At 71.4% G+C, this 23,576-nt stretch carries 19 protein-coding genes; 5 read left to right on the top strand and 14 right to left on the bottom strand.

What is annotated here, in order from left to right; all coding sequences use genetic code 11:
* Positions 1–12 precede the first annotated feature (12 nt).
* Both DT019_RS20660 and DT019_RS20655 read right to left on the bottom strand, forming a co-directional pair.
* Positions 13–1,596: an acyl-CoA carboxylase subunit beta gene (locus DT019_RS20660; protein WP_114038352.1), complete on the bottom strand. Its 1,584-nt coding sequence runs from the start codon at positions 1,594–1,596 to the stop codon at positions 13–15.
* Positions 1,597–1,796: 200 nt separating this feature from the next.
* On the bottom strand, positions 1,797–4,187 hold the full coding sequence (locus tag DT019_RS20655) for a polysaccharide lyase 8 family protein (protein ID WP_114038351.1): 2,391 nt from the start codon (positions 4,185–4,187) through the stop codon (positions 1,797–1,799).
* Between the two features lie 244 nt (positions 4,188–4,431).
* Here DT019_RS20655 and DT019_RS20650 point away from each other — a divergent pair, with 244 nt between their 5' ends.
* Positions 4,432–5,493: a substrate-binding domain-containing protein gene (locus DT019_RS20650; RefSeq protein WP_114038350.1), complete on the top strand. Its 1,062-nt coding sequence runs from the start codon at positions 4,432–4,434 to the stop codon at positions 5,491–5,493.
* Positions 5,494–5,521: 28 nt separating this feature from the next.
* Here DT019_RS20650 and tgmC read toward each other — a convergent pair whose 3' ends face one another.
* From tgmC to tgmA, 3 genes are read right to left on the bottom strand one after another with little or no spacing between them, the layout of a single operon-like run.
* Positions 5,522–6,646: an ATP-grasp peptide maturase system methyltransferase gene (gene tgmC / locus DT019_RS20645; RefSeq protein ID WP_114038349.1), complete on the bottom strand. Its 1,125-nt coding sequence runs from the start codon at positions 6,644–6,646 to the stop codon at positions 5,522–5,524.
* Complete coding sequence (gene tgmB / locus DT019_RS20640; protein ID WP_114038348.1) at positions 6,643–7,596, bottom strand: ATP-grasp ribosomal peptide maturase; 954 nt, start codon at positions 7,594–7,596, stop codon at positions 6,643–6,645. Before tgmB ends, tgmC begins: the two co-directional genes overlap by 4 nt.
* 9 nt (positions 7,597–7,605) lie before the next feature.
* Entirely contained in the window at positions 7,606–7,869 is a 264-nt protein-coding gene (gene tgmA / locus DT019_RS20635) for a putative ATP-grasp-modified RiPP (RefSeq protein ID WP_223279672.1), read from the bottom strand.
* A 366-nt stretch (positions 7,870–8,235) separates the two neighbouring features.
* On the opposite strand from tgmA, the gene DT019_RS20630 reads away from it, so the two are divergent.
* The gene (locus DT019_RS20630; protein WP_114038347.1) at positions 8,236–9,573 is read left to right on the top strand and encodes a tetratricopeptide repeat protein; all 1,338 of its coding nucleotides are present in this window, start codon (positions 8,236–8,238) and stop codon (positions 9,571–9,573) included.
* A 191-nt stretch (positions 9,574–9,764) separates the two neighbouring features.
* Here the strand turns inward: DT019_RS20630 and DT019_RS20625 are convergent, their stop codons facing one another.
* A complete protein-coding gene (locus DT019_RS20625; RefSeq protein WP_114038346.1) occupies positions 9,765–11,105 on the bottom strand; it encodes a M64 family metallopeptidase in 1,341 nt (446 codons plus the stop codon).
* 112 nt (positions 11,106–11,217) lie between these two features.
* On the opposite strand from DT019_RS20625, the gene DT019_RS20620 reads away from it, so the two are divergent.
* The 3 genes from DT019_RS20620 to DT019_RS20610 all read left to right on the top strand — a co-directional run bounded on the left by DT019_RS20620 (position 11,218) and on the right by DT019_RS20610 (position 13,654).
* Positions 11,218–12,549, top strand: coding sequence for a helix-turn-helix domain-containing protein (locus DT019_RS20620; RefSeq protein WP_114038345.1), 1,332 nt, complete (start codon positions 11,218–11,220; stop codon positions 12,547–12,549).
* A 155-nt stretch (positions 12,550–12,704) separates the two neighbouring features.
* Entirely contained in the window at positions 12,705–13,313 is a 609-nt protein-coding gene (locus DT019_RS20615; protein WP_114038344.1) for a YceI family protein, read from the top strand.
* A 65-nt stretch (positions 13,314–13,378) separates the two neighbouring features.
* Positions 13,379–13,654, top strand: a complete 276-nt coding sequence (locus DT019_RS20610) for a DUF2087 domain-containing protein (RefSeq protein WP_114038343.1) — start codon at positions 13,379–13,381, stop codon at positions 13,652–13,654.
* Here DT019_RS20610 and DT019_RS20605 read toward each other — a convergent pair.
* The 8 genes from DT019_RS20605 to ureA form a co-directional block, all read right to left on the bottom strand.
* A complete protein-coding gene (locus DT019_RS20605; protein ID WP_114038342.1) occupies positions 13,636–14,433 on the bottom strand; it encodes a tetratricopeptide repeat protein in 798 nt (265 codons plus the stop codon). The two genes, DT019_RS20610 and DT019_RS20605, sit on opposite strands and share 19 nt — an antisense overlap.
* Positions 14,434–14,545: 112 nt before the next feature.
* Positions 14,546–15,886, bottom strand: a complete 1,341-nt coding sequence (locus DT019_RS20600; protein WP_114038341.1) for a hypothetical protein — start codon at positions 15,884–15,886, stop codon at positions 14,546–14,548.
* 120 nt (positions 15,887–16,006) lie between these two features.
* Entirely contained in the window at positions 16,007–17,650 is a 1,644-nt protein-coding gene (gene cimA / locus DT019_RS20595) for a citramalate synthase (RefSeq protein WP_114038340.1), read from the bottom strand.
* 307 nt (positions 17,651–17,957) lie between these two features.
* On the bottom strand, positions 17,958–19,271 hold the full coding sequence (locus tag DT019_RS20590; RefSeq protein WP_114038339.1) for an MFS transporter: 1,314 nt from the start codon (positions 19,269–19,271) through the stop codon (positions 17,958–17,960).
* Between the two features lie 65 nt (positions 19,272–19,336).
* A complete protein-coding gene (locus DT019_RS20585; protein WP_114038372.1) occupies positions 19,337–19,891 on the bottom strand; it encodes a TetR/AcrR family transcriptional regulator in 555 nt (184 codons plus the stop codon).
* Between the two features lie 146 nt (positions 19,892–20,037).
* Positions 20,038–21,075 (bottom strand): agmatine/peptidylarginine deiminase, encoded by a 1,038-nt coding sequence (locus DT019_RS20580; RefSeq protein WP_189389757.1) that lies wholly within the window; start codon positions 21,073–21,075, stop codon positions 20,038–20,040.
* Between the two features lie 11 nt (positions 21,076–21,086).
* On the bottom strand, positions 21,087–22,769 hold the full coding sequence (locus DT019_RS20575) for an urease subunit alpha (RefSeq protein ID WP_114038337.1): 1,683 nt from the start codon (positions 22,767–22,769) through the stop codon (positions 21,087–21,089).
* The gene (ureA, locus tag DT019_RS20570; protein ID WP_114038336.1) at positions 22,769–23,464 is read right to left on the bottom strand and encodes an urease subunit gamma; all 696 of its coding nucleotides are present in this window, start codon (positions 23,462–23,464) and stop codon (positions 22,769–22,771) included. The genes DT019_RS20575 and ureA overlap by 1 nt, the downstream gene beginning before the upstream one ends.
* Between the last annotated feature and the right edge of the window lie 112 nt (positions 23,465–23,576).

Genomic DNA, 23,576 nt, shown 5'->3' with positions numbered 1-23,576 from the left:
GTTCGTCTCCTCTTACTGAGGCGGGTTGCCGTGCTTGCGGGACGGCAGATCGGCGTGCTTGGTCCTGAGCATCGCCAGGGAGGCGATCAGGACGGACCGGGTCTCGGCGGGGTCGATGACGTCGTCGACCAGGCCCCGCTCGGCGGCGTAGTACGGGTGCATCAGCTCGGCCTTGTACTCCTTGACCATCCGGGCCCGCATCGCCTCCGGGTCCTCGGCGTCCGCGATCTGACGACGGAAGATGACGTTCGCGGCGCCCTCGGCACCCATCACCGCGATCTCGTTGGTGGGCCAGGCGTAGGTGAGGTCGGCGCCGATGGACTGGGAGTCCATGACGATGTAGGCGCCGCCGTAGGCCTTGCGCAGGATCAGCGAGATCCGCGGCACCGTCGCGTTGCAGTACGCGTACAAGAGCTTCGCGCCGTGCCGGATGATCCCACCGTGCTCCTGGGCCACGCCCGGCAGGAACCCGGGCACGTCCAACAGGGTGATGATCGGGATGTTGAACGCGTCGCACATCTGGACGAACCGGGCCGCCTTCTCCGACGCCTCGATGTCCAGCACCCCCGCCAGCGACTGCGGCTGGTTCGCCACTATGCCGACGACTTGGCCGTCCAGGCGGGCCAGCGCGCAGATGATGTTCCGCGCCCACCGCTCGTGGACCTCCAGGAAGTCCCCGTCGTCGACGAGCTCCTCGATCACCTTGTGCATGTCGTAGGGGCGGTTGCCGTCCGCCGGAACGAGATCGAGCAGGGTCTCGGAGCGGCGGTCGGCCGGGTCGTCGCTCGGGTGGACCGGCGGGTTCTCCCGGTTGTTCGACGGCAGCAGGGAGATCAGGTAGCGGACCTCCGCGAGGCAGGTCTCCTCGTCGTCGTACGCGAAGTGCGCGACACCCGAGGTCTCGGCGTGCACGTCCGCGCCGCCGAGCCCGTTCTGCGTGATCTCCTCGCCGGTCACCGCGCGGACCACGTCCGGACCCGTGATGAACATTTGCGACGTCTCGCGGACCATGAAGACGAAGTCCGTCAGGGCCGGGCTGTAGGCGGCGCCGCCCGCGCACGGGCCCAGCATCACCGAGATCTGCGGGATCACCCCGGACGCCCTGGTGTTGCGCTGGAAGATGCCCCCGTATCCGGCGAGCGCCGAGACGCCCTCCTGGATGCGGGCGCCCGCGCCGTCGTTCAGCGAGACCAGCGGGGCACCCGCCGCGATGGCCATGTCCATGATCTTGTGGATCTTCGTGGCGTGCGCCTCACCCAGCGCACCCCCGAAGATCCGGAAGTCGTGCGCGTACACGAAGACCGTGCGGCCCTCCACCGTGCCCCACCCGGTGATCACGCCGTCTGTGTACGGCTTCTTCGCCTCCAGACCGAAACCCACCGCCCGGTGCCGCCGCAACTGCTCCACCTCGTGGAACGAGTCCGCGTCGAGCAGCAGGTCGATCCGCTCGCGCGCGGTCAGCTTGCCCTTCGCGTGCTGCGCCTCGGTCGCACGCTCACTCGGTCCACGACGCGCTTCCGCACGCAGGGCAAGAAGTTCTGCCACGCGTCCACGCGTATCGCTCGGCTCACCCGGGGTCTCGTCCACAACGGTCATGTATCGACCCTACGAAAGCGACCAAGGATTTCCTCCGTCGACTCTGCACAGTCTCGGGACCGCTTTCCTAGTGAGGGCTGACAGTAGAACTGCACCAACAGCCCGACTCGACAGCTCAGAGGGCCCGAGATCTGTGGGGTCTCGACAACGACCGCGGGAGAGGGCCGTCGGCCGGGTGCCAGCGTTCTGTCAGCCCCGCGTCAGCCGAGGACCAGTTCCGTACGCACCGTGCGGCAGGCGGTGCCCGGCGAGAAGCGCAGTCGCAGCGAGCGGCCGGTGGCGAGGACCTCCACTCCCGGGTCCCGCGAGGCCACCGAGCGTACCGGCCGGTCCCAGGTCACCTCGACCGGAGCGCCAGTGCGCTCGGGGGCGGCCAGCGCCAGGGTCGCCGTGTGCCGTGCGGTGCGGACCAGGACGCTCGCCGGGCCGTCGGCGCTCAGGCCGTCCACCGCGCCCGCCGTCCAGAAGTTGGCGGCGAGGAGTCCGGCACGGGGAACCGAAATGGCGTGCAGAGAGGCCGAGTTGGCTCGGATGCGCACCTTGTCGCGGTCGGCGGCGCGGACCGCGGTCTCCAGCTGCCTGGCCCCGGGGAGCAGGACGTAGGCGTACGAGGCGTCGGCGGGGTCGGTGCCGTGGTCGAACCAGAGGGTGAGGTAGCGGCGGGTGACCGGGTCGGCGGTGCCGCCGGTGTTGATGGCCTTCCAGGTGCCGGTGCGCTCCTCGCGCAGCGCCCGCACGCGGGCGCCGCCGGGGAAGACGTAGCCGCCGTGGCCGGCGAGGTGCGCCCAGCGGGCCCGCGGGAAGGTGTCGTGCCGGCCGAGGGTGGCGGGCAGGCGGCGGCCGTCGACGGTGAGGGCGTTGGTGCCGGTGGCGCCGAGGTTGCGCTGGTCGACGACCGTCTCGACGGATACGTGGTCCGCGGCGGTGATCCCGGCGCCCAGGCACACGATCTCGTCGCCCACGAAGAACCACGACTTGCGGGCGGAGAGGGTGGAGGAAAGCCCCTTGAGGTGCTGGCCGACGGCGGCGTACGTACCGTCGCTCGCGCCGCCCACCCAGGTCACGGCGGGTCTGGCCGCGCCCCATGCCCCGCCTTCGCCGTCGGCGAGCGGCTTGCGCGCGACCGTGGTGCCGGGCATGCGGTACGGGTCGGCGGTGGGCCAGAAACCGTCGCTGTACTGGTCGCCCGCGAAGCCGTCGCCCCACCAGGCGAGCATTCCGGAGCCGGTGTGCCAGCCGTGCAGGTTCTCGCCGTTGCCGTTCTCGTAGTACGCGATCCGGCTGGAGGACATGCTCAGGGAGGCGGCGAAGCGGGTGCCGCGGTGCACCGCGCGGTCCATGGCGGGGAACAGGTGCGGCCCGGTGGGGGCGGGAGCGGCGGCGGGCGCGGCGTCCACGGCGGCCCGCAGCAGGGCGAGGTTGGCGACGGAGAGCCGCTGGTCGGTGAGGACCGGGGTGGTCTGGGCGCGGTCCACCCAGCCCTTGATCAGCGCGCGCCAGCGGTCGCGTTCGGCGGCGGACGCCCCGAGGGCGAGCATGGCGATGTGGGCCATGATCGTGCGGCCCATGAGCTGGTCGTCGGTGGTCTGGCGGGAGACGGCACGGCCGTTGACGCAGTCCATCATCAGGCCGTCGTGGATGAAGGGCGCGTAGGCGCGTTCCACGGAGTCGAGGATGATCTGCCGGTTCGGGTCGGTGACCGCCCAGCTGGAGCCGGCGAGCAGCGCGAAGAGCCGGGACAGGCCGTCGATCTGGACCTCGCCGTAGGAGCCGGTGTACGCGATCCAGGTGTGCTGGACGAACGATCCGTCGGCGTACAGGCCGTCGCCGGAGGTGACGTACGGGAAGACGGGCGACAGCGCGTCGCGGGCCAGCGCGATCTTCGCGGCGTTCCTGCCGAGCACCCCGCGCGTGGCGAGCACCCGGCAGAGGTCGGTGCGGTTGGCGCCGGTGGAGGTGCCGCTGTAGACGGCGACCGCGCTGTCCGGTACGAAGTGGTCGATCGCGGCGGCGCAGTGGCCGAGCTGTTCCGCGGTGAGGGTGTCGTGGGCGATGACGGCGGTGTCGAGGAGGAGGCGGGGGCTGCCGATCTGCCAGTCCCACCAGTTGCCGAAGGGCTTGGTGGTCTCGTTGTAGATCTGGCTGTGGAGGTGGTCGAGCCCCCGGCCCACCGCGGCGATCAGGGTGCTGTCGCCGGTGGAGCCGGTGCCGGGCTGCGCCCAGGCCTGCGCCATGGTGTTGAGCCGGCCGTAACTGGCGCTCATGTTCGCCGAGCCGGTGGCGGGGCTGGTCAGTGGCTGGTCCGGCCAGAGCGAGCCGGCCGTGGGGGCCATGGTGGCGAGGGCGGCGCGGGCCGACGTGCCGAGCGCGGCCAGCTTGGTGGCATAGGGCTCGGCGCTCGCGTCGAACCCTGAGCCGAGCGTGAGCTCGCGCCACCTGAGCCGCAGGGTGTCGAACTCGTCGGCGGCCGAGGCGAGTTGGGACGCTCCGGCCGGTGCGGTGTCCAGCGTGAGGCCGAGCGCGACGGCGGCGGCGCCGGTGCCGGACGCGGCGAGGAAGGTGCGGCGTGAACTGCCCTGGGCGGATGGCATGGTGGCGGGACCTCCGGAGCGCATGCGAAGAAGGAGGGGCACGGGTGGGCGCGGGGCCCGGGACGAGCGAGGCGCGATTGAGCGGTTTCTCTCATGACATCGAAAGAACGCGCAATACTCCGCACATTCCTCACGGAAATTGATCGTTCGCGCAGAATCGTGCACGAACGATCCAACGGGGGTTACGCTCCAGGTCAGCGGTTGACGACGCCCGGCGGGAGCCGGTGGGGAGGGGCGGGCCCACGTGCACGCGCAGGACAGGCACCAGGCGATACTGCGGAGGCTGCGCGAGCGCGGCTCGCTCCGAGTGACCGACTTCGCCGAGGAGTTGAAGGTCTCCGCGGTGACCGTGCGCCGCGACGTGGAGGCGCTCGCCGAACGCGGTCTGGTGGCCCGGGTGCATGGCGGCGCGCTGCTTCCCGAGACGGCACCGGCCGCCGCCCCCGCGCCCCGGCCGACCGGTGCGCCGCCCGCCCCCGGTCTGGTCTTCGGCCTCGTCGTGCCCGCGGCGGACTACTACTACCCCGAGGTCATCAAGGGTGCCAGGGAGGCGGCCGCCGCCCGCGGCATCCGGCTCGTGCTCGGCATCTCGCAGTACCGCCCCGAGGAAGAGCGGGCCCAGGTGGGCCAGCTGCTCGGCCACGGGATCGACGGACTGCTCATCGCGCCCTGCGGCCCGGCCGGCGACCAGGACTGGCTGGCGGCGCTCGGCGTGCCGTTCGCCCTGGTGGAGCGGCGTTTCGGGGACGACGTGCCGGGCGCGGAGCGGGTGGTGACCGACCACGCCCACGGCGCCCGGCTCGCCGTCCGCCACCTCGCCCGCTCCGGCCGCGAGCGGATCGGGCTGCTGCTGCGCGCGGACAGCCCGCACGGCGCGCTGGTCGAGGAGGGCTACCTCGGCGGGCTCGCCTCGCTCGGCCTGCCCGCGCCGGAGTCACTGCGCTTCACCATCACGGCGCCGGAGGCGGACGCGGAGCGCCGGGACGCCCAACTCGACGCCTTCACCGGGGCGGTGGGGGCGGGGCTCCTGGATGCGGTCCTGGTCCACAACGACCACGACGCGATCGTGCTGCTCCCCCGGCTGCGGGCCCGCGGCCTGTCCGTGCCGGGCGACCTCGCGATCGTGGCGTACGACGACGAGGTCGCGGCGCTGGCCGACATCCCGCTCACCGCGGTGGCGCCGCCGAAGCGGGCGGTGGGGGTGGCGGCGGTGGACCTCCTGGCCCTGCGCGTCGCCGATCCCGGGCGACCCCGGCACCACCTCTCCATCCTGCCGGAACTGAAGCTCCGCGCCTCGACGCCCTGACGAACGGGGCTGGTCACAGCTGCTCGGGCTAAGCCCAGCTCAGTTCCTGCCCTTGCGGGTCTACGCGTAGCCGCATGCGTTCGACAGCGGGCTGCCCGCTCTTCCGCCATCGCTCGACTTCTGTAGTGATCTTGTCCCAGAGACGCTCGGGACCACCCTGCCGTACGTGCCAGCGTCCGCCGTCGTCGTACGTAGCAGCCCATGACCCACTGTCCACGTCGATGACCACATGCTCGTCTCTTCCGTTGCGGGGCATGGTGAAGCGCTGTGCTCGGGGAGCGGCGAACTGGGCCACGAAGCGGGCTGCCCAGTTGTCCAGCGCGTCACCCGCAAGGGTTGTGGGCTCGGGTTCGCCCTCGTCGAGATCGGGCAGCAACCCGAGCGGCGGGGGCGTATGTGGGCGCGCCAGCATGAACGAGACGTGCCCGCCGAGTACGGGACCGCTTGCTGTTCCGTCGTCGGCCACGGTGAGGCGCACAAGTTCACTGGCGTTCATCCAACCAGCGACGGTCACCAGGATTTCCCCGCCGGGCCGTGTCTGCGAGATCCATGCCTGTGGCACGGTGCGCACAGCGCATGTGGCAATCACCCGGTCGTACGGAGCCCCGCGTGGGACTCCGGCGAGTCCGTCCCCCACGACCAGTGTCGGCCCATAGCCGAGTCCTGCCAGAGCCACCCCCGCGCGGGACGATACGTCGCGGTCCACCTCAATGGAGGTCACGTACTCGTCGCCGAGTAGGTGGGTCAGCAGGGCTGTTGAGTAGCCCGTCCCGGTGCCGATCTCCAGTGTGCGCAGCCCAGGCGCGACGTTGAGGTCCTCCAGCATGCGCACGACCAGGCTCGGGAGCGTGGACGACGACGTTGGGAGGTGCCGAATGCGGCCCTCGACTTCGCGCGGGACGATGGAGCCGGCGACTTGGGTAACCAGCGTGTCGTCTTCGTAGAGGCGGGGCAGCCGCTCGGGTGCCTCTGTGAGGAACGCGGGCCGGTACCACCCGCCGTCTTCGTACTCGAACCAGCCTCCCGAGAGGAACGCCTCACGCGGGACCGCCATGACCGCGGCTTCTGTCTGCGGGGTTCGGATCGTTCCGGATTCGGTGAGCTGTCGGGCGAGATCCGCCCGCAGTGCTTCGGATGACACAGTGTCGCTCACGTGCGTACTCCGTTCTCCAACAGGTCAGCGACGGCCGACGCGATCGGCAATCCGGCCGCCGCTTCCAGCCAGCCCCATTGCCCGTTCGGGTTGCACTCCAAGAACCACCACACGTCATCAGCGGTCACGGCGAAGTCAAAGGCGCCGTAGGACAGGCCGAAGCGTACGAGGAACCGGTGCAGTGCTGCATCGATAGCGTTTGGACAGGTAATGGGTTCATACGTCAGATTGCGGTACGCGGAACGCCAGTCCACGACCCCCGGGGGCGCAAGGATCTTGGCGCAGAACATCTGATCCCCGACGACCACGACCCGCACGTCTGCAACCTTCGCCACCTGGGCTTGAAAAAGGTGCGCGCAGTGGCCCACGGAGCCGTCAAGCTCGCCCGGTTCGACCGGCGCCGCCCAGATGCCCGCCGGCTCGTCGCCGACGAAGTATGCCGACGCGTGCAGCGGCTTGTAGATCGTCGGTTGTTCGGCCGCGAAGCTCTTCGCTTCCGCCGGGTCGCTGGTGATCAGTGTCCGGGGCACGGTGAGCCCGAGGGTTGCGGCGGTGGCGAGCTGTGCGGGCTTGTACTCCGCGCGGGCAATGGCTTGTGGATGACTCAGGTACAGACAGCCGGGCAGCGCTCCGAGTACCCCGCCGAGTCCTCGCCGGTTCTCCCGCGCCCCGAAGCACGCTGCTTGCTCGTCGGCGGTCGGCTCGTACGGGCTTGGGCGCCGGTGGTACAAGGCGCGGACATTGCCCAAGTCGATCGTGCGGCCTGCGTACGTCAGTGTTCCGCCCCATCCCTGGGGACCAAGGTGGGCGGCGAGAACAACGGACTCGGGGAAGTCCTTGCCGGGGTCGAGTCGGAGGACGGGCACCCGCCGCCGGTTCAGCTCTGTGATGACCGCATCGGCGGTCGGGTCTTCGTACTCGGTTGATACCAGTACCGGGCGCCCGTCCATGGTCCTCCCTCAGTCCTGCTGTGCGTCGTGACCGGAGTCGGAGTCGACCTTTCCGTCCTTACCTACCTGTGTCGGCGGGTAGGTGTTGACCGATGTCCCGTGCTTGCCGAGTTCGGCGGGCACCATCTGTCCGTCTTCCCCGACCCAACGACCCGTTTGGGTCTCCGGGCGAATCCCCGCGTACGTCCACGGGCTGGGGGCTCCGTTGGCGAGCGGAGCCATGCGGCGCATGCCCCACGGCGTCACTGCGGTCTGCTCGGTGTTCTGGTGCAAGGTGCCTCCTTAGTTGGGCGGACGATGCACTTGCGGTCCGCTCCCTGACCGGGAGTGAAGTGGTCCCGCCCCTGCCGAGTCCGAGCCACCGCGGGGGGCGATGGATGGGTTCCCTGGCAGGGGCGGAGTCAGGAGAACAACGGTTCCCCAGCCGGTCCTGGAGGCCGGGGCCCCGCTGCTGTTACCGCCTCCCCGCCCGATCGCAGGCCCGGCAAGTGGTGTTGCGGACGTCCACGGGTCGACTCCGTTCCCCGCTGATCTCTCCTGCCTCTACGCAACCGCACGACCACGCACGGCGGTACCGTTGGCGCAGCGCGACGGTTTTAAAGCGTTTAAAGCGCCTACGAGCGCGGGGAGTTGGCGACGATGGTGAACAAGCCAAACGATCACCTGCAACGCCTGCTCGTCGAGAGCGGCTGGACGCTTAGCCAGTGCGCTCGCGCCGTGAACCTGGTCGGGAGCGAGAACGGCACACCCCTGCGCTACAACGCGTCCGCGGTGCACCACTGGCTAGGCGGCACCGCCCCGAGGAAGCCAGTGCGAAGGTTCATCGTTGAAGCGTTCTCGCGACGCCTGGAACGCCCGGTAACCCATGCCGAGGCAGGGTTCCGCAGCCATCCCGATCACTCGAAACAGCATCCGAATACGGTGGAAGGGCTGATCGAGCTAGGGAAGGAAGACATGGACCCGTCACGGCGAAGCGTGCTCGGTGCTGGTCTCTTCTCGGTGGCGCTGACCATCCCCGGATGGCCAGACGTGGTAAGTCGCGCCGAAGCCGTTCAGACGGGGCGAACGACCCGTATCGGCATGAACGATGTGGACATGGTTATTGCCATGACAGAGCGCGTGTCCGACCTGGACGACGAGTTCGGGGGGCGTTACGCCCGTCCAATGGCCGCAGCGTTCTTGGTCAACGTGGTGACCCCTGCCCTACGCGCTGAGGGCCCCGAGGCCGTACAGAACGCCATGCGGTCCGCAGCGTCGGACTTGTGTTACCTCACGGGCTACATGGCCGTGGACGAAGGGTTCCACGGCTTGGCCCAGGGCTACTACCTCAAAGCCCTTGAGCTGGCCGGCGCCGCGAATGATCACCTCACGTACTGCACGACGCTACGCGGAATGAGCGTTCAAGCTGTCGACCTGGGCCACGGGCAGACGGCTATGCGACTCGCAGACTCCGCTGCGGCTGCGTCCCCCGAGGCAGGACCGCGAATGCGCGCGTTCCTTGCGGGGCAGCAAGCGCACGCCGCAGCGCAGATCGGGGACCGCCACCGAGCCCTGTCGTACGTGCGTGAAGCAGAAGCAGCCATGGATAAGGCAGAGTCGCGCGCCACTACGTTCGCCTCGTACAACCCTTCGTCGCTGACCTACCACGTAGGACAGGTGCGGTATGAGTTGGGCGACGTGAAGGGCTCCATTGCGGCTCTTGCGGAGTCCGACAAGCTTCGACACCACACGTTCCGGCGCAATCGCGTCCGCTACCTCTCCATGATGGCCGAAAGGCAGTTGGAACTCGGGCACCTAGAAGCAGCGTGCGACACGTGGGAACAGGTGGTGGACATCTATCCGCATGTCGAGTCAGGACAGTGCGACCAGCGCATTGCAACCCTCCTCGAACGTGTCCGCCCCTTCACGAAGAACCAAGCAGCGCGCGGCTTGTACGAGCGCGCAACACTCGTGGCCCCAGCCCGGTTCACCGCCTAGCAAACAGGGCCCCGCCAACTCTCCCGCTTCGGAGGGGCGGGGCTCTGCTGTCAGGCAGCGAGTCCGCAGGACAGGAAGACCGCGCGGGCCCAGCTCTGGCGTGCGGTCGGCAACGTAGACGCCTCACCCGTTGCGTCCGGGCACGGCGTGCACGCCCAGCGCACCCCGGGATGGGGCCCCGCGGGGCGGGGTCAGCGGTGGGCTTGCCAGTGGGTTTCGGCGCGCAGCGCCGCCGCGATCCGGGGATCGCGAACGGACGGCGTCGGATCGGTGACCCGGACCGTCAGGTCGTGGGTACCCCGCCCAAGCCCCAACCCCCGAACCGGCACAGCCGTCCACCCCGCGTACCGCCGCAACTCCCGCCCGTCCAGATACCACCGCACCGTCAGCTGCCGAGCACCGACCAGCCGCGGCACGGACACCCGCGCGGTGTCGTACGGCCGCAGCGTACGAGCCGTGGAAACGGCGGGCGTCGCGATCGACGCGTGCCGGTAGAAGCCCGCGATCATCGCCTCCACCCCCGGCAGGTTGAACGGCTTGCCCAGGATGCGCATGATCGAGCCGTCGGTGGGCCGGTTGAGCCCGGTGACGTAGTAGCCGCCGCCCTCGTACGCCCCGACCGTGCCCCCGTCCGGCGAGGTCTCGCCGAGCCAGCGGTACCACTTGGTGCGGTCGGCGGCCATCTCGTCGGCCGTCAGGATCGAGATGTTGGCCTGGTCGGCCTCGGGCCCCGCGTAGTGCTCGTAGCCCGGGGTGCCCGGATAGGAGTACTCGTCGGCCAGCTTGCCGAGCGAGTGCCCGGTCTCGTGGATGGCGACCTGGCCGGACTTGGCGTTCTGGGCGGACGCGGTGGATATGCCCTCGTAACCCAGCGTCTTGGACGGCTCGTTGTAACCGGCCCCGCCGTACTTGGCGCTGTTGGCGAGGACGATGACGAGGTCGGCCTGGGGCGCCTTCGCCACGTACGCGTCGACCTTGTTCTGGTCGACGCAGAGCAGCCGCTCGATGCCCTCGCACCAGAAGGAGGAGCCGAGCGCGGTGTTCTTCACGTCGCCCCGCCCGGGGTCGCCGGAGACGCCGCTCTGCGCGGAGACCGCGTCCACGGTCCAGACGTTGAAGAGGTTCTGGTAGGTCGTGTACGGCTCGACGCCGGTGATCTCGCCCCACTTCTCCTTGGCGTCGGCGTGGAACTGGTCCAGCTGGTCGGCGGTGTAGCCGTCGCCCACCACGACGATGTCCAGGCGGTCCGCGGTGGAGCCGTTGTCGATCACCTTGGTGACCTGGCCGTCGGCGGCGGACGCGGACGCCGAGAGGTGCGGCGCGGGCCCGCCCCGCCCGGTCACGGGTACGAGGGTGTGGCCGGAGCCCGCGGGTGTCTGCCCCGCGCCGGACTCCGGGCCGGGTATCTCGACCTGGACCCGCGGGGGCGGCGGCGCCGGGTCGGCAGCGGCACCGGGCGCCGCGGTGAGCGCGGCCGCGACGGCGGTGGCGAGCGCGGCGGTCACGATGCCTCTGCGCAGGGGTGAGCGCATGAAGTCCTCTCCCTGTAACGGAAGTTAAGCAGTCGGGTAAATGTGTTGAACGGCCTGCTTAAATTAGGGGGCGCACGGGGCGTGCGCAATGCCCTGGGCCCAAGGGGACGCCATGGACGAACCTGCCGTGATCGGTCGCCGAGTTCAGCGACTCCGCGCTCAACTCGGCCTGACCCAGCGCCAGTTGGCGGAACCGGCGTACACCCCCGCCTATGTCTCGACGCTGGAGTCCGGCAAGGTCCGCCCGTCCGACGCGGCGCTTCGCCATCTCGCGGAGCGCCTCGGCACGACGTACGAGGAGCTGGCCACCGGGCGCCCGGCACGGCTCGTCACCGAGCTGCGGCTCGGCCTGACAGACGCCCAGCGGGCGCTCGCGACCGGCGAGGCCGACGAGGCGGCGGTCCACTACCGACGGCTCCTCACCGAGGCCGAGCTGCACCATCTCGACGAGGAGCGCGCCGAGGCACTGCTCGGCCTCGGCGAGTGCGCCCTGGAGACCGGTGAACTGGAGGACGCGGTACGGCACTTCGAGGCGAGCGAGCGGATCCTGGCCGCCGAGCCGCTGCCCCGCCGGGCGCGGGCGGTCCGGGGCCGCGCGGTCGCCCACATCCTGGCGGGCGAGCTGCGCTACGCCTGCTACCTGCTCGAATCGACCATCGACGAGCTGGGCTCCAGCGGGCTCGGCGACCCCGAGGCGCTCGTGCTCCTGTACGCCGCGGTCATCGGCCCGTATCTCGACATGGGCGCCCAGGCCCGCGCGGCGCGCGCCGCCGAGCTCGCGCTCGCGCTGGCCCCGCAGGTCTCGGACCCGGCCCTGGTCGCCGGGATGCACCGCCAGGTCGCCAGGACCTTCCTGGCCGAGGGGCGGCTCGCCGACGCGGACGCCTCGCTCGCCAAGGCCCAGTCGATCTACCGCCAGCTGCGGCTGCGCACCGACCTCGCGCACTGCCACTGGATGCGCGGCTACGTCTACGCCCAGGACGGCGAACTCGCGCTGGCCGAGAGGGAGTTGCGTACCGCGCGGGACATGCTGGCGGCCAAGCGGGCCGCGCTGTTCACCGCGCAGGTGGAGGTGGAGCTGGCGGACGTGCTGCGGCGCCGAGGGCGACACGAGGAGGCGATGGCCCTCCTGACGCCGCTCACCGAGCTCGGCGACCAGCACGGCGCGGTGCACGCGGGCGGCGCGCACCGGCTGCTCGGCCTGATCCGCGAGGAGCGGGGCGAGACCGGGGCCGCGGAGGAGCACTACGTCACCGCGCTGCGGCTCCTGGAGCACAGCGGGGCGAGCGGCGACCTGGCCGACCTGTGCCTGCTGCTCGGCGACCTCCTGCGGCGCGGCGGGCGGACCGAAGCGGCCCTGGACGCCTATCGCACCGGCCTCGGCCACCGTGCCGCCCCGGGCACGACGACCCTGGGCCCGGCCCCGCTGCCACCCCGCGCCTGAGGCCGGCCGCGGGTCCGGCGGGGCTCTCGCCGGGGCCGGGGAAGCGACCGGCGTCGAAGTAGTTGAAAACCGAACGGAATAGGTCTACCGTGAATCTCGTTGAACATTAAACCGCTTCGGCGCACGGCCGGAGCGCGTCCCCCAAGGAGCAGGTCATGGGTCTCTTCGGCCGCAAGAACACCGTCACCGCCACCGCGCCCGCCGCCGTCGAGGTCGACCCGGCGCTGGCCGCCCTCAGCGGCACGTACACGATCGACCCGGCGCACAGCAGCATCGGCTTCACCGTCCGGCACGCCATGGTCACCAACGTGCGCGGCTCGTTCGCCGAGCACGAGGGCACCCTGACCCTCGACGGCGCGAACCCGGCCGCCTCCGCCGCGACCATCGACGTCAAGATCGCCAGCGTCGACACCGGCATCGCCGACCGCGACGCCCACCTGCGCGGCCCCGACTTCTTCGACGCCGAGCGGTTCCCGGCCATGACCTTCCGCTCGACCGAGGCCCTGGCGCTGGGCGGCGACAAGTACCGGATGATCGGCGATCTGACGATCAAGGACGTCACCCGGCCGCTCGCCATCGACCTGGAGTTCAACGGCACGGCCACCGACCCCTACGGCAACCAGCGCGTCGGCTTCGAGGGCGGCGCCGAGATCCTGCGCTCGGACTGGGGCCTGACCTGGAACGCCGCGCTGGAGACCGGCGGCGTCATGGTCAGCGACAAGGTGAAGCTCACCTTCGACATCTCCGCGATCAAGGCGGCCTGACCTTGGCGGGTACCGGCGCCGCAAAATGCGTTGCCGGACCGGCCCCGGTGCACGAGGCTGCCCGTATGTCCGAGAACGCGGCCACCGGCCGATCCTCCGTCGGCGCCCTCTTCACCCAGGGACGTCTGAACGCGATCCCCCGCAGGACCGCCCGGCGTGAGCAGCTGCTCGCCCATCTCTCCGAGACGCTCTTCGACCGGGAGCGGGACTACAGCGAGCGCGAGGTGAACGACGCGCTGCTCACCGTGCACGACGACTTCCCGGCGCTGCGCCGCTTCCTGGTGACCGGCGGCCACCTCGCCCGCACCCGGGACGGCGGCAGCTACCGCCGCGCGAGGTAGCCGGCGAAGGACACGAGCGCGAGGGCGACCAGGCCGAGCACCACGGCCGCGGTCGCCTTCTCGCGCAGGGTGTACGGAGGGACCCGCGGCAGCGTGGGAAACGCGGCGTAGGGCGACGGCACCGGCGGCGCGACCGGGGTGCGGCCGAGCGCCCGGCGGCGGGCCGCGCGCAGCGCTCCGTACAGCAGCGGGAACAGGGACGGTCCCAGCAGCGCGGGCAGCGCCGCAGCCACCGGCAGGTGCAGGGCGGCCACGGCGAGCAGCCAGCCCGCGAACCACAGCCAGCAGGCCGACCCGGCCGTCAGCGGCGCCCGTACCAGGAGCCGCAGCGGGGCCCGCGCGGGACGGGCGAGCGCGGTGAGGGTCTCGGCGAGGACGGCGGTCCGGTCGTCGGCGGGGTGCGCCTGGGCCTGGGCGCAGGCCTGCTGGGCCGCGCCGGCCGGATGTCCCACGACGGCCAGCACGAGACGCGCGTCGTGGCGCTGCACCCTCGCCGAAGGCGCCGACTGCCCTGATTCCGCGGCGGGTTCGGGTCCGAAGGCGGCCGCGTGGGCCGCCAGCAGCACCGGGTCGTCGGGGAAGGTGGCGAGGCCCTCGCGGAAGACGGCCTCGGCGCGCTCGGTGTGCTCCTCGCCGCCGTCGGCGGCGTGCGCGCGGCCGAGCAGCGCGTAGAGGCGGGGGTCCGGCCCGTCCGCGTACAGCGCGGCCCGCGCGGCCTTGCGGGCCTCGCTGGTGCGGCCCGCCCGCAGCAATGCCTCCGCGTCGGCGCAGACCGCCATGACGTCTTCGTGCCCGGCTTGCAATGTGTCCCCAAAACCCTGGATGTGCGGCTCGCAACTATCACCCGCTGGAACGGGGCGGGTCAACAGCCGATCGGCAGGTCAGCCGGGGTCACCAGTCGCCGCCGCCGAAACCGCCGCCGTCACCGCCGCCCCCGTCGCCCCAGCCGCCGCCGAAGTCGGAGGAGTTGAAGTCGGCGCCCGACACGTCGCCACCGTCGAAGCCGGAGCCCGCGTCGTAGGAACCGGCACCGTAGTCGGCCGCGTACGCCGGGGTCGACAGCATCGAGCCGAGCATCGTGCCCACCAGCAGGCCGGGCAGCATGCCGCCGCCGAAGTAGCCGCCCGCCCAGGGGCCGTAGGCCGGGCCCGCGTCGTAGTACGGGCGGCGGCCCTGGTCGGTGTCGACCTCGCGGACCATCGGGTCCTGGCCGTCCCGCAGCCGGGTGGCGTCCGCCTGGCACACCGGGACCTGGCGCGGCGCGCCGCCGGCCGGGGTCCAGGTGGCGTCCTCGACGGAGGGTCCGTGGCGCGGGTCGAAGAAGCAGGGGGCGCGGCGCTCGGGCAGCGGTCTGTGCTCGCGGCGGGCGGCGAGCGTGGCGAGCGAGAACCGGCCGTCCTCCAGGGCCTGGGTCACCGCCGTCACATCGGCGGGCCGCTCGGCCTTCGCCATCAGCGACTTGGAGGTCTCGTACGCGTCGAGCGCGCGCTCGTAGTCGGCGCGCATCGCGTCGTCGGCGCCGGCCTCGGCCGGGTGGAAGTCGAGCCGGTCGAGCTCCTCGCCGAAGGCGGTGATGTCCTCGTCGACGACGACCTGGAGGCGCTGGAGCGCGGCCCGCTCCTCCTCGGCCTTCTTCCTGCGGTTGCGCCGGACCAGGGCGTAGGCACCCGCGCCGCCCGCCACGACCACCGCGCCCACGCCGACGAGCGCGCCGGTGTTCACGCCGCCGCCGGAGCCGGAGCCGCCACCCCACGAGGCCGGGGCGTGGCCCTTCATCTGCGGGAGCGCCCCGTCGACGAACGCGTTGAGCTGGGTCGCCGCGTCGCCGCCGGTGCCGGGGGCGCGCACGGCGCTGTTCAGGTTCTGCACGGCCTGCCTGGACATGACCTTGCTGTCGGCGCCGGAGGTGAAGGCGTCACCGAGCCGGATCGCGTACAGGCCGGTGACTCCGGTGTCCGTGCGCAGGTTCCGCAGGATCGAGTCCTTGGGGAACGCGGTGCTGTTGGGGAGCACGGCCACGAACAGCGGCTTGTCGGCGTCCTTGATCTTCTTGGCCAGGGCGTCCGCCTGGGCCGGGCTGAGCTGGTTCGCGGCCCCGGGATCCACGTAGACCGGGCTCTTCTTGAGCTGGTCGGCCACGTCGGACGCGCCGGTGGCCGCCATGGCGGGGCCCGCCGTGACCAGCGCGGCGAGCGCTACGGCGGAGAGTGCGGTCAAAACCCTGAGCCTCATGGTCCCGACGCTACCCGAGGCCGCTCGGAAACGGACATACGGGGTGGAGCGCTCGGGGTGCCGCGTCTTTGCCGCGGACGGGGCCCGGGGGAGCGCGGAGCCCGCTCCCCCGGCGCGCGGTCAGCGCTGCGGCTGGGTTCCGGCCCGGAGCAGACCGTAGGTGTAGGCGTCCTGGAGGGCCTCCCAGGAGGCGGCGATGACGTTGGGGCCGGCGCCGACCGTCGTCCACTCGCCCGTGCCGTCCGTGGTGGTGATCAGGACGCGGGTGGTGGAGGCGGTGCCGTGCTTGCCCTCCAGGGTGCGGACCTTGTAGTCCACCAGCTCGAACTTGGCGACCTGCGGGTAGAACCGCTCCAGGCCCTGGAGCAGCGCGGAGTCCATCGCGTTGACCGGGCCGTTGCCCTCGGCGGTGACGATGATGCGCTCGCCGCCGACCCAGAACTTCACGGTGGCGCCGTTGGCGTGGGTGCCGTCCTTGAGCGTCTCGATGATCGCCTGGTACGACTCGATGCGGAAGTAGTCGCGCGGGCCGCCCTCGACCTCGTCGCGCAGCAGCAGTTCGAAGGAGGCGTCGGCGGCCTCGTAGGTGTAGCCCTGGAGTTCGCGGGCCTTGACCCGCTCCACGACCCGGGCGACGACCTCGCGGTCGGTGCCGAGGTCGACGCCGAGTTCCTTGCCCTTGAGCTCGATGGAGGCGCGCCCGGCCATGTCGGAGACCAGCATCCGGATGTGGTTGCCGACCAGGCCCGGGTCGATGTGCTGGTAGAGATCGGGGTCGACCTTGATCGCGGAGGCGTGCAGGCCCGCCTTGTGGGCGAAGGCGGAGACGCCGACGTAGGGCTGGTGCGTGGAGGGCGCGAGGTTGACCACCTCGGCGATGGCGTGCGAGATCCGGGTCATCTCGGCGAGCGCGCCCTTGGGCAGCACGGACTTGCCGTACTTGAGCTCCAGGGCGGCGACCACGGGGAACAGGTTGGCGTTGCCGACGCGCTCGCCGTAGCCGTTGGCGGTGCACTGGACGTGGGTGGCGCCCGCGTCGACCGCGGCCAGCGTGTTGGCGACCGCGCACCCCGTGTCGTCCTGGGCGTGGATGCCCAGCCGGGCGCCGGTGTCGGCGAGCACGGTGGCGACGACGGCCTGGATCTGGGCGGGGAGCATGCCGCCGTTGGTGTCGCACAGGATGACGACGTCGGCGCCGGACTCACTGGCGGCGCGCACGACGGCCTTGGCGTACTCCGGGTTCGCCTTGTACCCGTCGAAGAAGTGCTCACAGTCCACGAAGACCCGGCGGCCCTGCTCACGCAGGTGGGTGACGGTGTCGCGGACCATCTCCAGGTTCTCGTCCAAGGTGGTGCGCAGCGCCAGCTCGACATGCCGGTCGTGTGCCTTGGCGACCAGCGTGATCACCGGGGCGCCCGATGCCAGCAGGGCCCGCACCTGCGGGTCCTCGGCAGCCCGGCCACCCGCACGGCGAGTCGCACCAAAGGCCACGAGCTGGGCATTGCGGAAGCTGATCTCCTGACGGGCCCGCGCGAAGAACTCCGTGTCACGCGGATTGGCACCGGGCCAGCCACCCTCGATGAAGCCCACCCCGAACTCGTCCAGATGCCGGGCGATCGTCAGCTTGTCCGCGACGGTGAGGTTGATGCCCTCACGCTGCGCACCGTCGCGCAGCGTCGTGTCGAAGACATGGAAGCTGTCGTCGACCGGGAGGCCGGCGAGCAGACTCTCCTCGGCGGCTTCGTTCGCCTCGTTGCTCGTCATGCTGATCTGACTCCTGTCGGGTGAGTGGCTCCGAACTCATGGCTCCACTTGCCCCCGTCGCCGCGCTCCTCGCCCCGGCCCGGGTGGGGCCGGTAAACGAAAAGACCCCTCGCGGGTGCGAGAGGTCTGCGCGCGGGTCTGGGGCACGATGAGGGCTGCCGCGGGTGGTGCCACGGTTCAGCGATCACTGCGGACCGGCGCGCTGCTGTCCATAATCATGTCGGAAGCGAGCACGCTGGCAGTCTGCCACATGGGTCCAGGACCCGGAGGTGGGGTCTCACCATCCGGGCGCCTCCCGCGACCTGCACTATTTCGAGGCGACCGGCTGGGCCCGCTCCGCCGGGGGCGCGTCCTTGACCCGGTTGAGATCGATGTCGCGCGTCTCGCGCATGGTCACGTACACGACCAGCGACACCGCGGCGCAGCCCGCCACGTACCAGTAGAAGCCGGACTCGATGCCCGCCTGCTTGAACCAGAGCGCCACGTACTCGGCCGTCCCGCCGAACAGGGCGTTGGCGATGGCGTACGGCAGCGCGACGCCGAGGGCGCGGATGCCGGTGGGGAAGAGCTCGGCCTTCACACAGGCGTTGATCGAGGTGTAGCCGGTGACCACGACCAGGGCGAGCAGGGCCAGGCCGAAGGCCGGCCAGAAGGTGCCCGCGTGCTTGAGCATCGTCATGATCGGCACGGTCAGGAAGGTGGAGCCGACCGCGAAGGTGATCAGGAGCGGGCGGCGCCCGATCCGGTCGGACAGCGCGCCCGCCGCCGGTTGCAGGCACATGAACACGAACAGCGCGCAGAAGCTGACGAGCGAGGCGGTCGACTTGTCCATGCCCGCGCTCTTGGACAGGAACTTCGTCAGGTATGTCGTGTACGTGTAGTACGCCACCGTGCCGCCCATGGTGAGCGCCATGACCAGGAGCGCCTCGCGCTTGTGCGCCCACAGCGCCTTCAGGGTGCCCCGGTCCTCGTCCCGGGCCGCGCCGGATTCCTCGTACACCTCGGTCTCCAGCATGGAGCGGCGCAGGTAGAAGACGACGGCCGCGCCGAGCGCGCCCACGATGAAGGGGACGCGCCAGCCCCAGCTGTGCAGGGCCGCGTCCGAGAGGTTGCGCTGCATGACGATCTGGAGGCCGAGGCCGAGGAGCTGGCCCGCGGTCATCGACACGTACTGGAAGCTGGAGGCGAAGCCGCGCTTCTTCGGGTCGGACGCCTCGGTGAGGTAGGTGGCACTGGCCGCGTACTCACCGCCGACGGAGAGCCCTTGCAGGAGCCGGGCCACCAGGAGAACGGCCACTCCCCCGTATCCGGCGACCGCGTACGTGGGGGCGACGGCGATCAGGATCGCGGAGGCGGACATCAGGGTGACGGTCAGGGTGAGGGCCGCCTTGCGGCCCCTGCGGTCACCGATCCGGCCGAGCAGCCAGCCGCCGACCGGCCGCATGAAGAAGCCGACCGCGAAGATCCCCATGGTGTTCATGAGGTTGGCGGTCTCGTTGCCCTTCGGGAAGAACGCGTCCGCGAAGTACACGGCGAACGTGGCGTACACGAACCAGTCGAACCACTCGACCATGTTGCCGGCCGAACCGACCCAGATCTTCTTCCAGTGCTCTCGTCCCATGGACGCTCACGTTGGCGCAGGCCCGCGCGGCCGACAAGGCGTGCGGGCGCAACGATCGGGCCTACTTACGTGCGTTGCGTTCCCCGCATGAGCGACTCGTCCACGAACTCCCTCACGTGATCGAGGACTTGGGCCCGTCCGGTACCGGGCAGACCGACCGCCACATGCACGCTGAAGCCGTCGAGCAGGGCGCGCAGCCGGGTCGCGAAGCGGTCGGCGTCCACCGGGCGGAACTCGCCGCGCGAGACGCCCTCGGCGACTATCGCGACCAGGTCGCGGTGCCAGGCGCCCTCGATGGCGGCCTGCCGGGCGCGGGCGGTGACATCGGCGTTCTGCGAGCGGTTCCAGACCTCGAGCCACAGGATCCAGTGCGGGTCGCGGGGCCCGTCGGGGACGTAGAGGTCGGTGTAGGCGTCCAGGCGCTCGCGGACGGTGCCGGGCCGGGCGAGCAGCGCGCGCCGCTCGTCCCCGAGCCGCCCCTCGCTCCACTCCAGGGTCTGGAGCAGCAGCTCGTCCTTGGAGCGGAAGTAGTAGAGCAGATGCCCGCTGGACATCCCGACCTCCCGCCCGAGCCCGGCCATGGTGAGCCCGTCGAGCCCGCGCTCGGCGATGGTGCCCATGGCGGCGACGAGCACCTCCTCGCGGGGCGGGGCGGTGTTACGGCGGCGGGATGCGTTCACCCGTATGTTCTACCTGATCCCCCGCCCCGGCCGGGCCACGCGGCCCGTGGTCACCAGGAGATGGCGAGCCCGCGCGGCCGACCGCGTCATACCCTCGGCTGCTGCTGTGTGATGCAGTGGATTCCGCCGCCGCCCGCGAAGATCGTGCGGGCGTCGACCAGGGTCACCGTGCGGTCGGGGAACAGGCGGCGGAAGATGCCCGCGGCGTTCTCGTCGCGCGGGTCGTCGAAGGCGCACAGGACCACGCCGCCGTTGCACAGGTAGTGGTTGATGTAGGAGTAGTCCACCCAGCCCTCCTCGTCCGCGACCACCGTCGGCGCGGGGATCTCCACGACGTCGAGGGAGCGGCCGCGGGCGTCGGTCTGGGAGCGGAGCAGGGCCACGTTCTCCTTGCAGAGCTCGTGGTCGGGGTGGGCCGGGTCGGGCTGGGTGTGGGCGACCACGACGCCGGGCCGGGCGAAGGCGGCCACGATGTCGACGTGGCCGAGCGTGCCGTAGCCGTGCGGCGGGTAGTCGGCGGTCAGGCCGCGCCGCAACCAGATGGCCTTGCGGGTGCCGAGCATGGCGTGGATCTCGGTCTCGACCTCCTCCCGCGTCCAGTCGGGGTTGCGCTCGGGTCCGAGCTGGACGGTCTCGGTGAGCAGCACCGTGCCCTCGCCGTCCACGTGGATCGCGCCGCCCTCGTTGACCAGGCGCGAGGTGTACGTGCGCGCCCCGGCCAGGTCCGAGACGTGCGCGCCGATCTTCGCGTCGTGCTCCCAGGTCGCCCAGTCCTGCGCGCCCCAGCCGTTGAACGTCCAGTCCACGGCGGCCAGTTGGCCCGTGCCGTCGGTGAGGAAGGTGGGGCCGATGTCCCGCATCCAGGCGTCGTCGAGTTCGCGCTCGACGAGCTCGATGTCGGGGCCGAGCAGCGCGCGGGCCCCTTCGGCCTGGCCGGGTCCGACCACCATGGTGACCGGTTCGAAGCGGCGTACCGCGCGGGCGACCGCGGCCCAGGCGGCGCGGGACCGGGCGAGCTCGGTCTCGTTCGGGAAGGTGACGTTGGGGCCCGGCCAGGCCATCCAGGTCCGCTCGTGCGGGGCCCACTCGGCGGGCATGCGGAAGCCGTCGGCGGCAGCAGACATCAGGGTGGTCCTTACAGGAAGTAGAGGCGGTTGAGGGAGACGGAGTCGGCCGGTTCGGAGCGCAGCGGGTCCCCGTCGAGGGTGACGAGCCCGGTGCGGCCGTCCACGCCGACGGATCCGGTACGGGAGTTGAGCAGGAGGTCGGCCGGGCCGATGCCCCGGGTGCCGCGCACGGCGACCCGGCGGCGGCGGGTGGGCAACTGGTCGCCGCCCTGGTCGAGGGCGGCCTTCGCCACGAAGGCGACGGACAGCTCGGCCGGGGTGGCGCCGTGGGCGCCGAACAGCGGGCCGAGCACGAGGGGTTCACAGGTGTCGGTGGCCGCGTTGGGGTCGCCCGTGACGCCCCAGGCGGGGAAGCCGGACTTGAGGACCATCTGCGGCTTGGCGCCGAAGTAGGCGGGCCGCCACAGCACGATGTCGGCCATCTTGCCGACCTCGATGGAGCCGATCTCGTGCGAGAGCCCGTGCGCGATGGCCGGGTTGATGGTCAGCTTCGCCATGTAGCGCAGGACGCGCGCGTTGTCGTCGCCGGGTCCGTCGCCCTCCAGCGGGCCGAGTTCGGCCTTCATCTTCCCGGCCATCGCGAAGGTGCGGCGTACGGTCTCGCCCGCGCGGCCCATGCCCTGCGCGTCGGAGGAGGTGATGCCGATGGCGCCCAGGTCGTGCAGCACGTCCTCGGCGCCCATGGTCCCGGCCCGGATGCGGTCGCGGGCCATCGCCGCGTCGCCCGGCAGATCGGTCTTGAGGTCGTGGACCGAGACGATCATGCCGTAGTGCTCGGCGACCGCGTCCCGGCCGAAGGGCAGCGTGGGGTTGGTGGAGGAGCCGATGACGTTCGGGACGCCCGCCATCTTCAGGACGTTGGGTACGTGGCCGCCGCCGCAGCCCTCGATGTGGAAGGCGTGGATGGTGCGGCCTTCGAGCACCTTGAGGGTGTCCTCGACGGTGAGGCACTCGTTCAGTCCGTCGCTGTGCAGGGCGACCTGGACGTCGTGCTCCTCGGCGACGCGCAGCGCCGTGTCCAGCGCCCGGGTGTGCGCGCCCATGTCCTCGTGGACCTTGAACCCGCACGCCCCGCCCTCGGCGAGCGCCTCCACCAGGGGCGCCCCGTCGGAGGACGAACCCCGGCCCAGGAAACCGATGTTGACCGGCCAGGCGTCGAACGCGGCGAACGCGTTGCGCAGCGCCCAGGGCGAGTTGACGCCGACACCCCACACCGGGCCGAACTCCTGGCCGATGATCGTGGTGACGCCGGAGGCGAGCGAGGCCTCCATGATGCGCGGCGACAGCAGGTGGACGTGGGTGTCGACGGCTCCGGCGGTGGCGATCAGCCCCTCACCGGAGACGATCGAGGTGCCGGTGCCCACGACCACGTCCACGCCGTCGAGGGTGTCGGGGTTCCCGGCCCGCCCGATGGAGCAGATCCGCCCTTCGCGGATGCCGATGGACACCTTGCGGATGCCCTGCACCGCGTCGATCACGACGACGTTGCTGATGACGACGTCGCAGGTCTCGCGGACCGCGGCCGCCTTCAGGTGCAGCCCGTCGCGGGCCGTCTTGCCGAAGCCCGCCAGGAACTCGTCACCGGGCCGCTGGGCGTCGGACTCCACCCGCACGGTGAGGCCGGAGTCCCCGAGCCGGACGCGGTCACCGGCGCGCGGGCCGTGCACCGAGGCGTACTCGTACGGGTCCATCACTTCTCTCCCTCGCTCGGGCCGGCTCCCAGGTATCCGCAGGCGGCGGCCCTGCGCAGGGCCTCCTCGCGCGCGCCGGGCGCATCCAGCGGGCCGTCGACGAGGCCCGCGAAGCCGATCGCGATCCGGTCGCCGCCGAGGGGGACGAGGCCGACCTCCGCGCTCTCGCCCGGCCCGAACCGCACCGAGGACCCGGCGGGCACGCACAGCCGCATGCCGTAGGCGGCGGCACGGTCGAAGGCGAGCCGCGGGTTGGCCTCGAAGAAGTGGAAGTGCGAGGTGACCGAGACCGGCACGGTGGCGGTGTTGGTCACGGTGAGCCGCACCGCGGGGGCGGCCTCCTCGTAGCCCTCGCCGGGCAGCAGCGCGCCGGGCGCCTCGGGGCCCGCCGTGCCGCCGATCGGGTCGGAGACCACCGCGAGCCGGGAGCCGTCGTCGAAGACGGCCTCCACATGCACCTCGGTGACCACGTCGGCCACGCCGGGCAGCACGTCGTCGGGGCCGAGCACGGCGCGGGCCGCCGCGACGGCCTCGGCGAGCCGCCTGCCGTCGCGGGCCGCCTCGCAGACGGTGTCCGCGATCAGCGCGGTCGCCTCGGGCACGTTCAGCCGGAGCCCGCGGGCCCTGCGGGCCCGGGCCAGTTCCGCGGCGCCGAACAGCAGCAGCCGGTCACGCTCCGTCGGGGTCAGTCGCACGCCACCACACCTCCTGTTTGAACGTCACTCTAACCAGAGATTTCAAAGACGGGAAGCATTGACGGCATGGCTTGGCATGGGTCACATTGAGCGCCACTCAAACCCCCCGAGA

The sequence above is a fragment of the Streptomyces sp. SDr-06 genome (assembly GCF_003324565.1).
Classification (GTDB): domain Bacteria; phylum Actinomycetota; class Actinomycetes; order Streptomycetales; family Streptomycetaceae; genus Streptomyces.
This window is presented reverse-complemented; position numbering and strand designations above follow the sequence as displayed.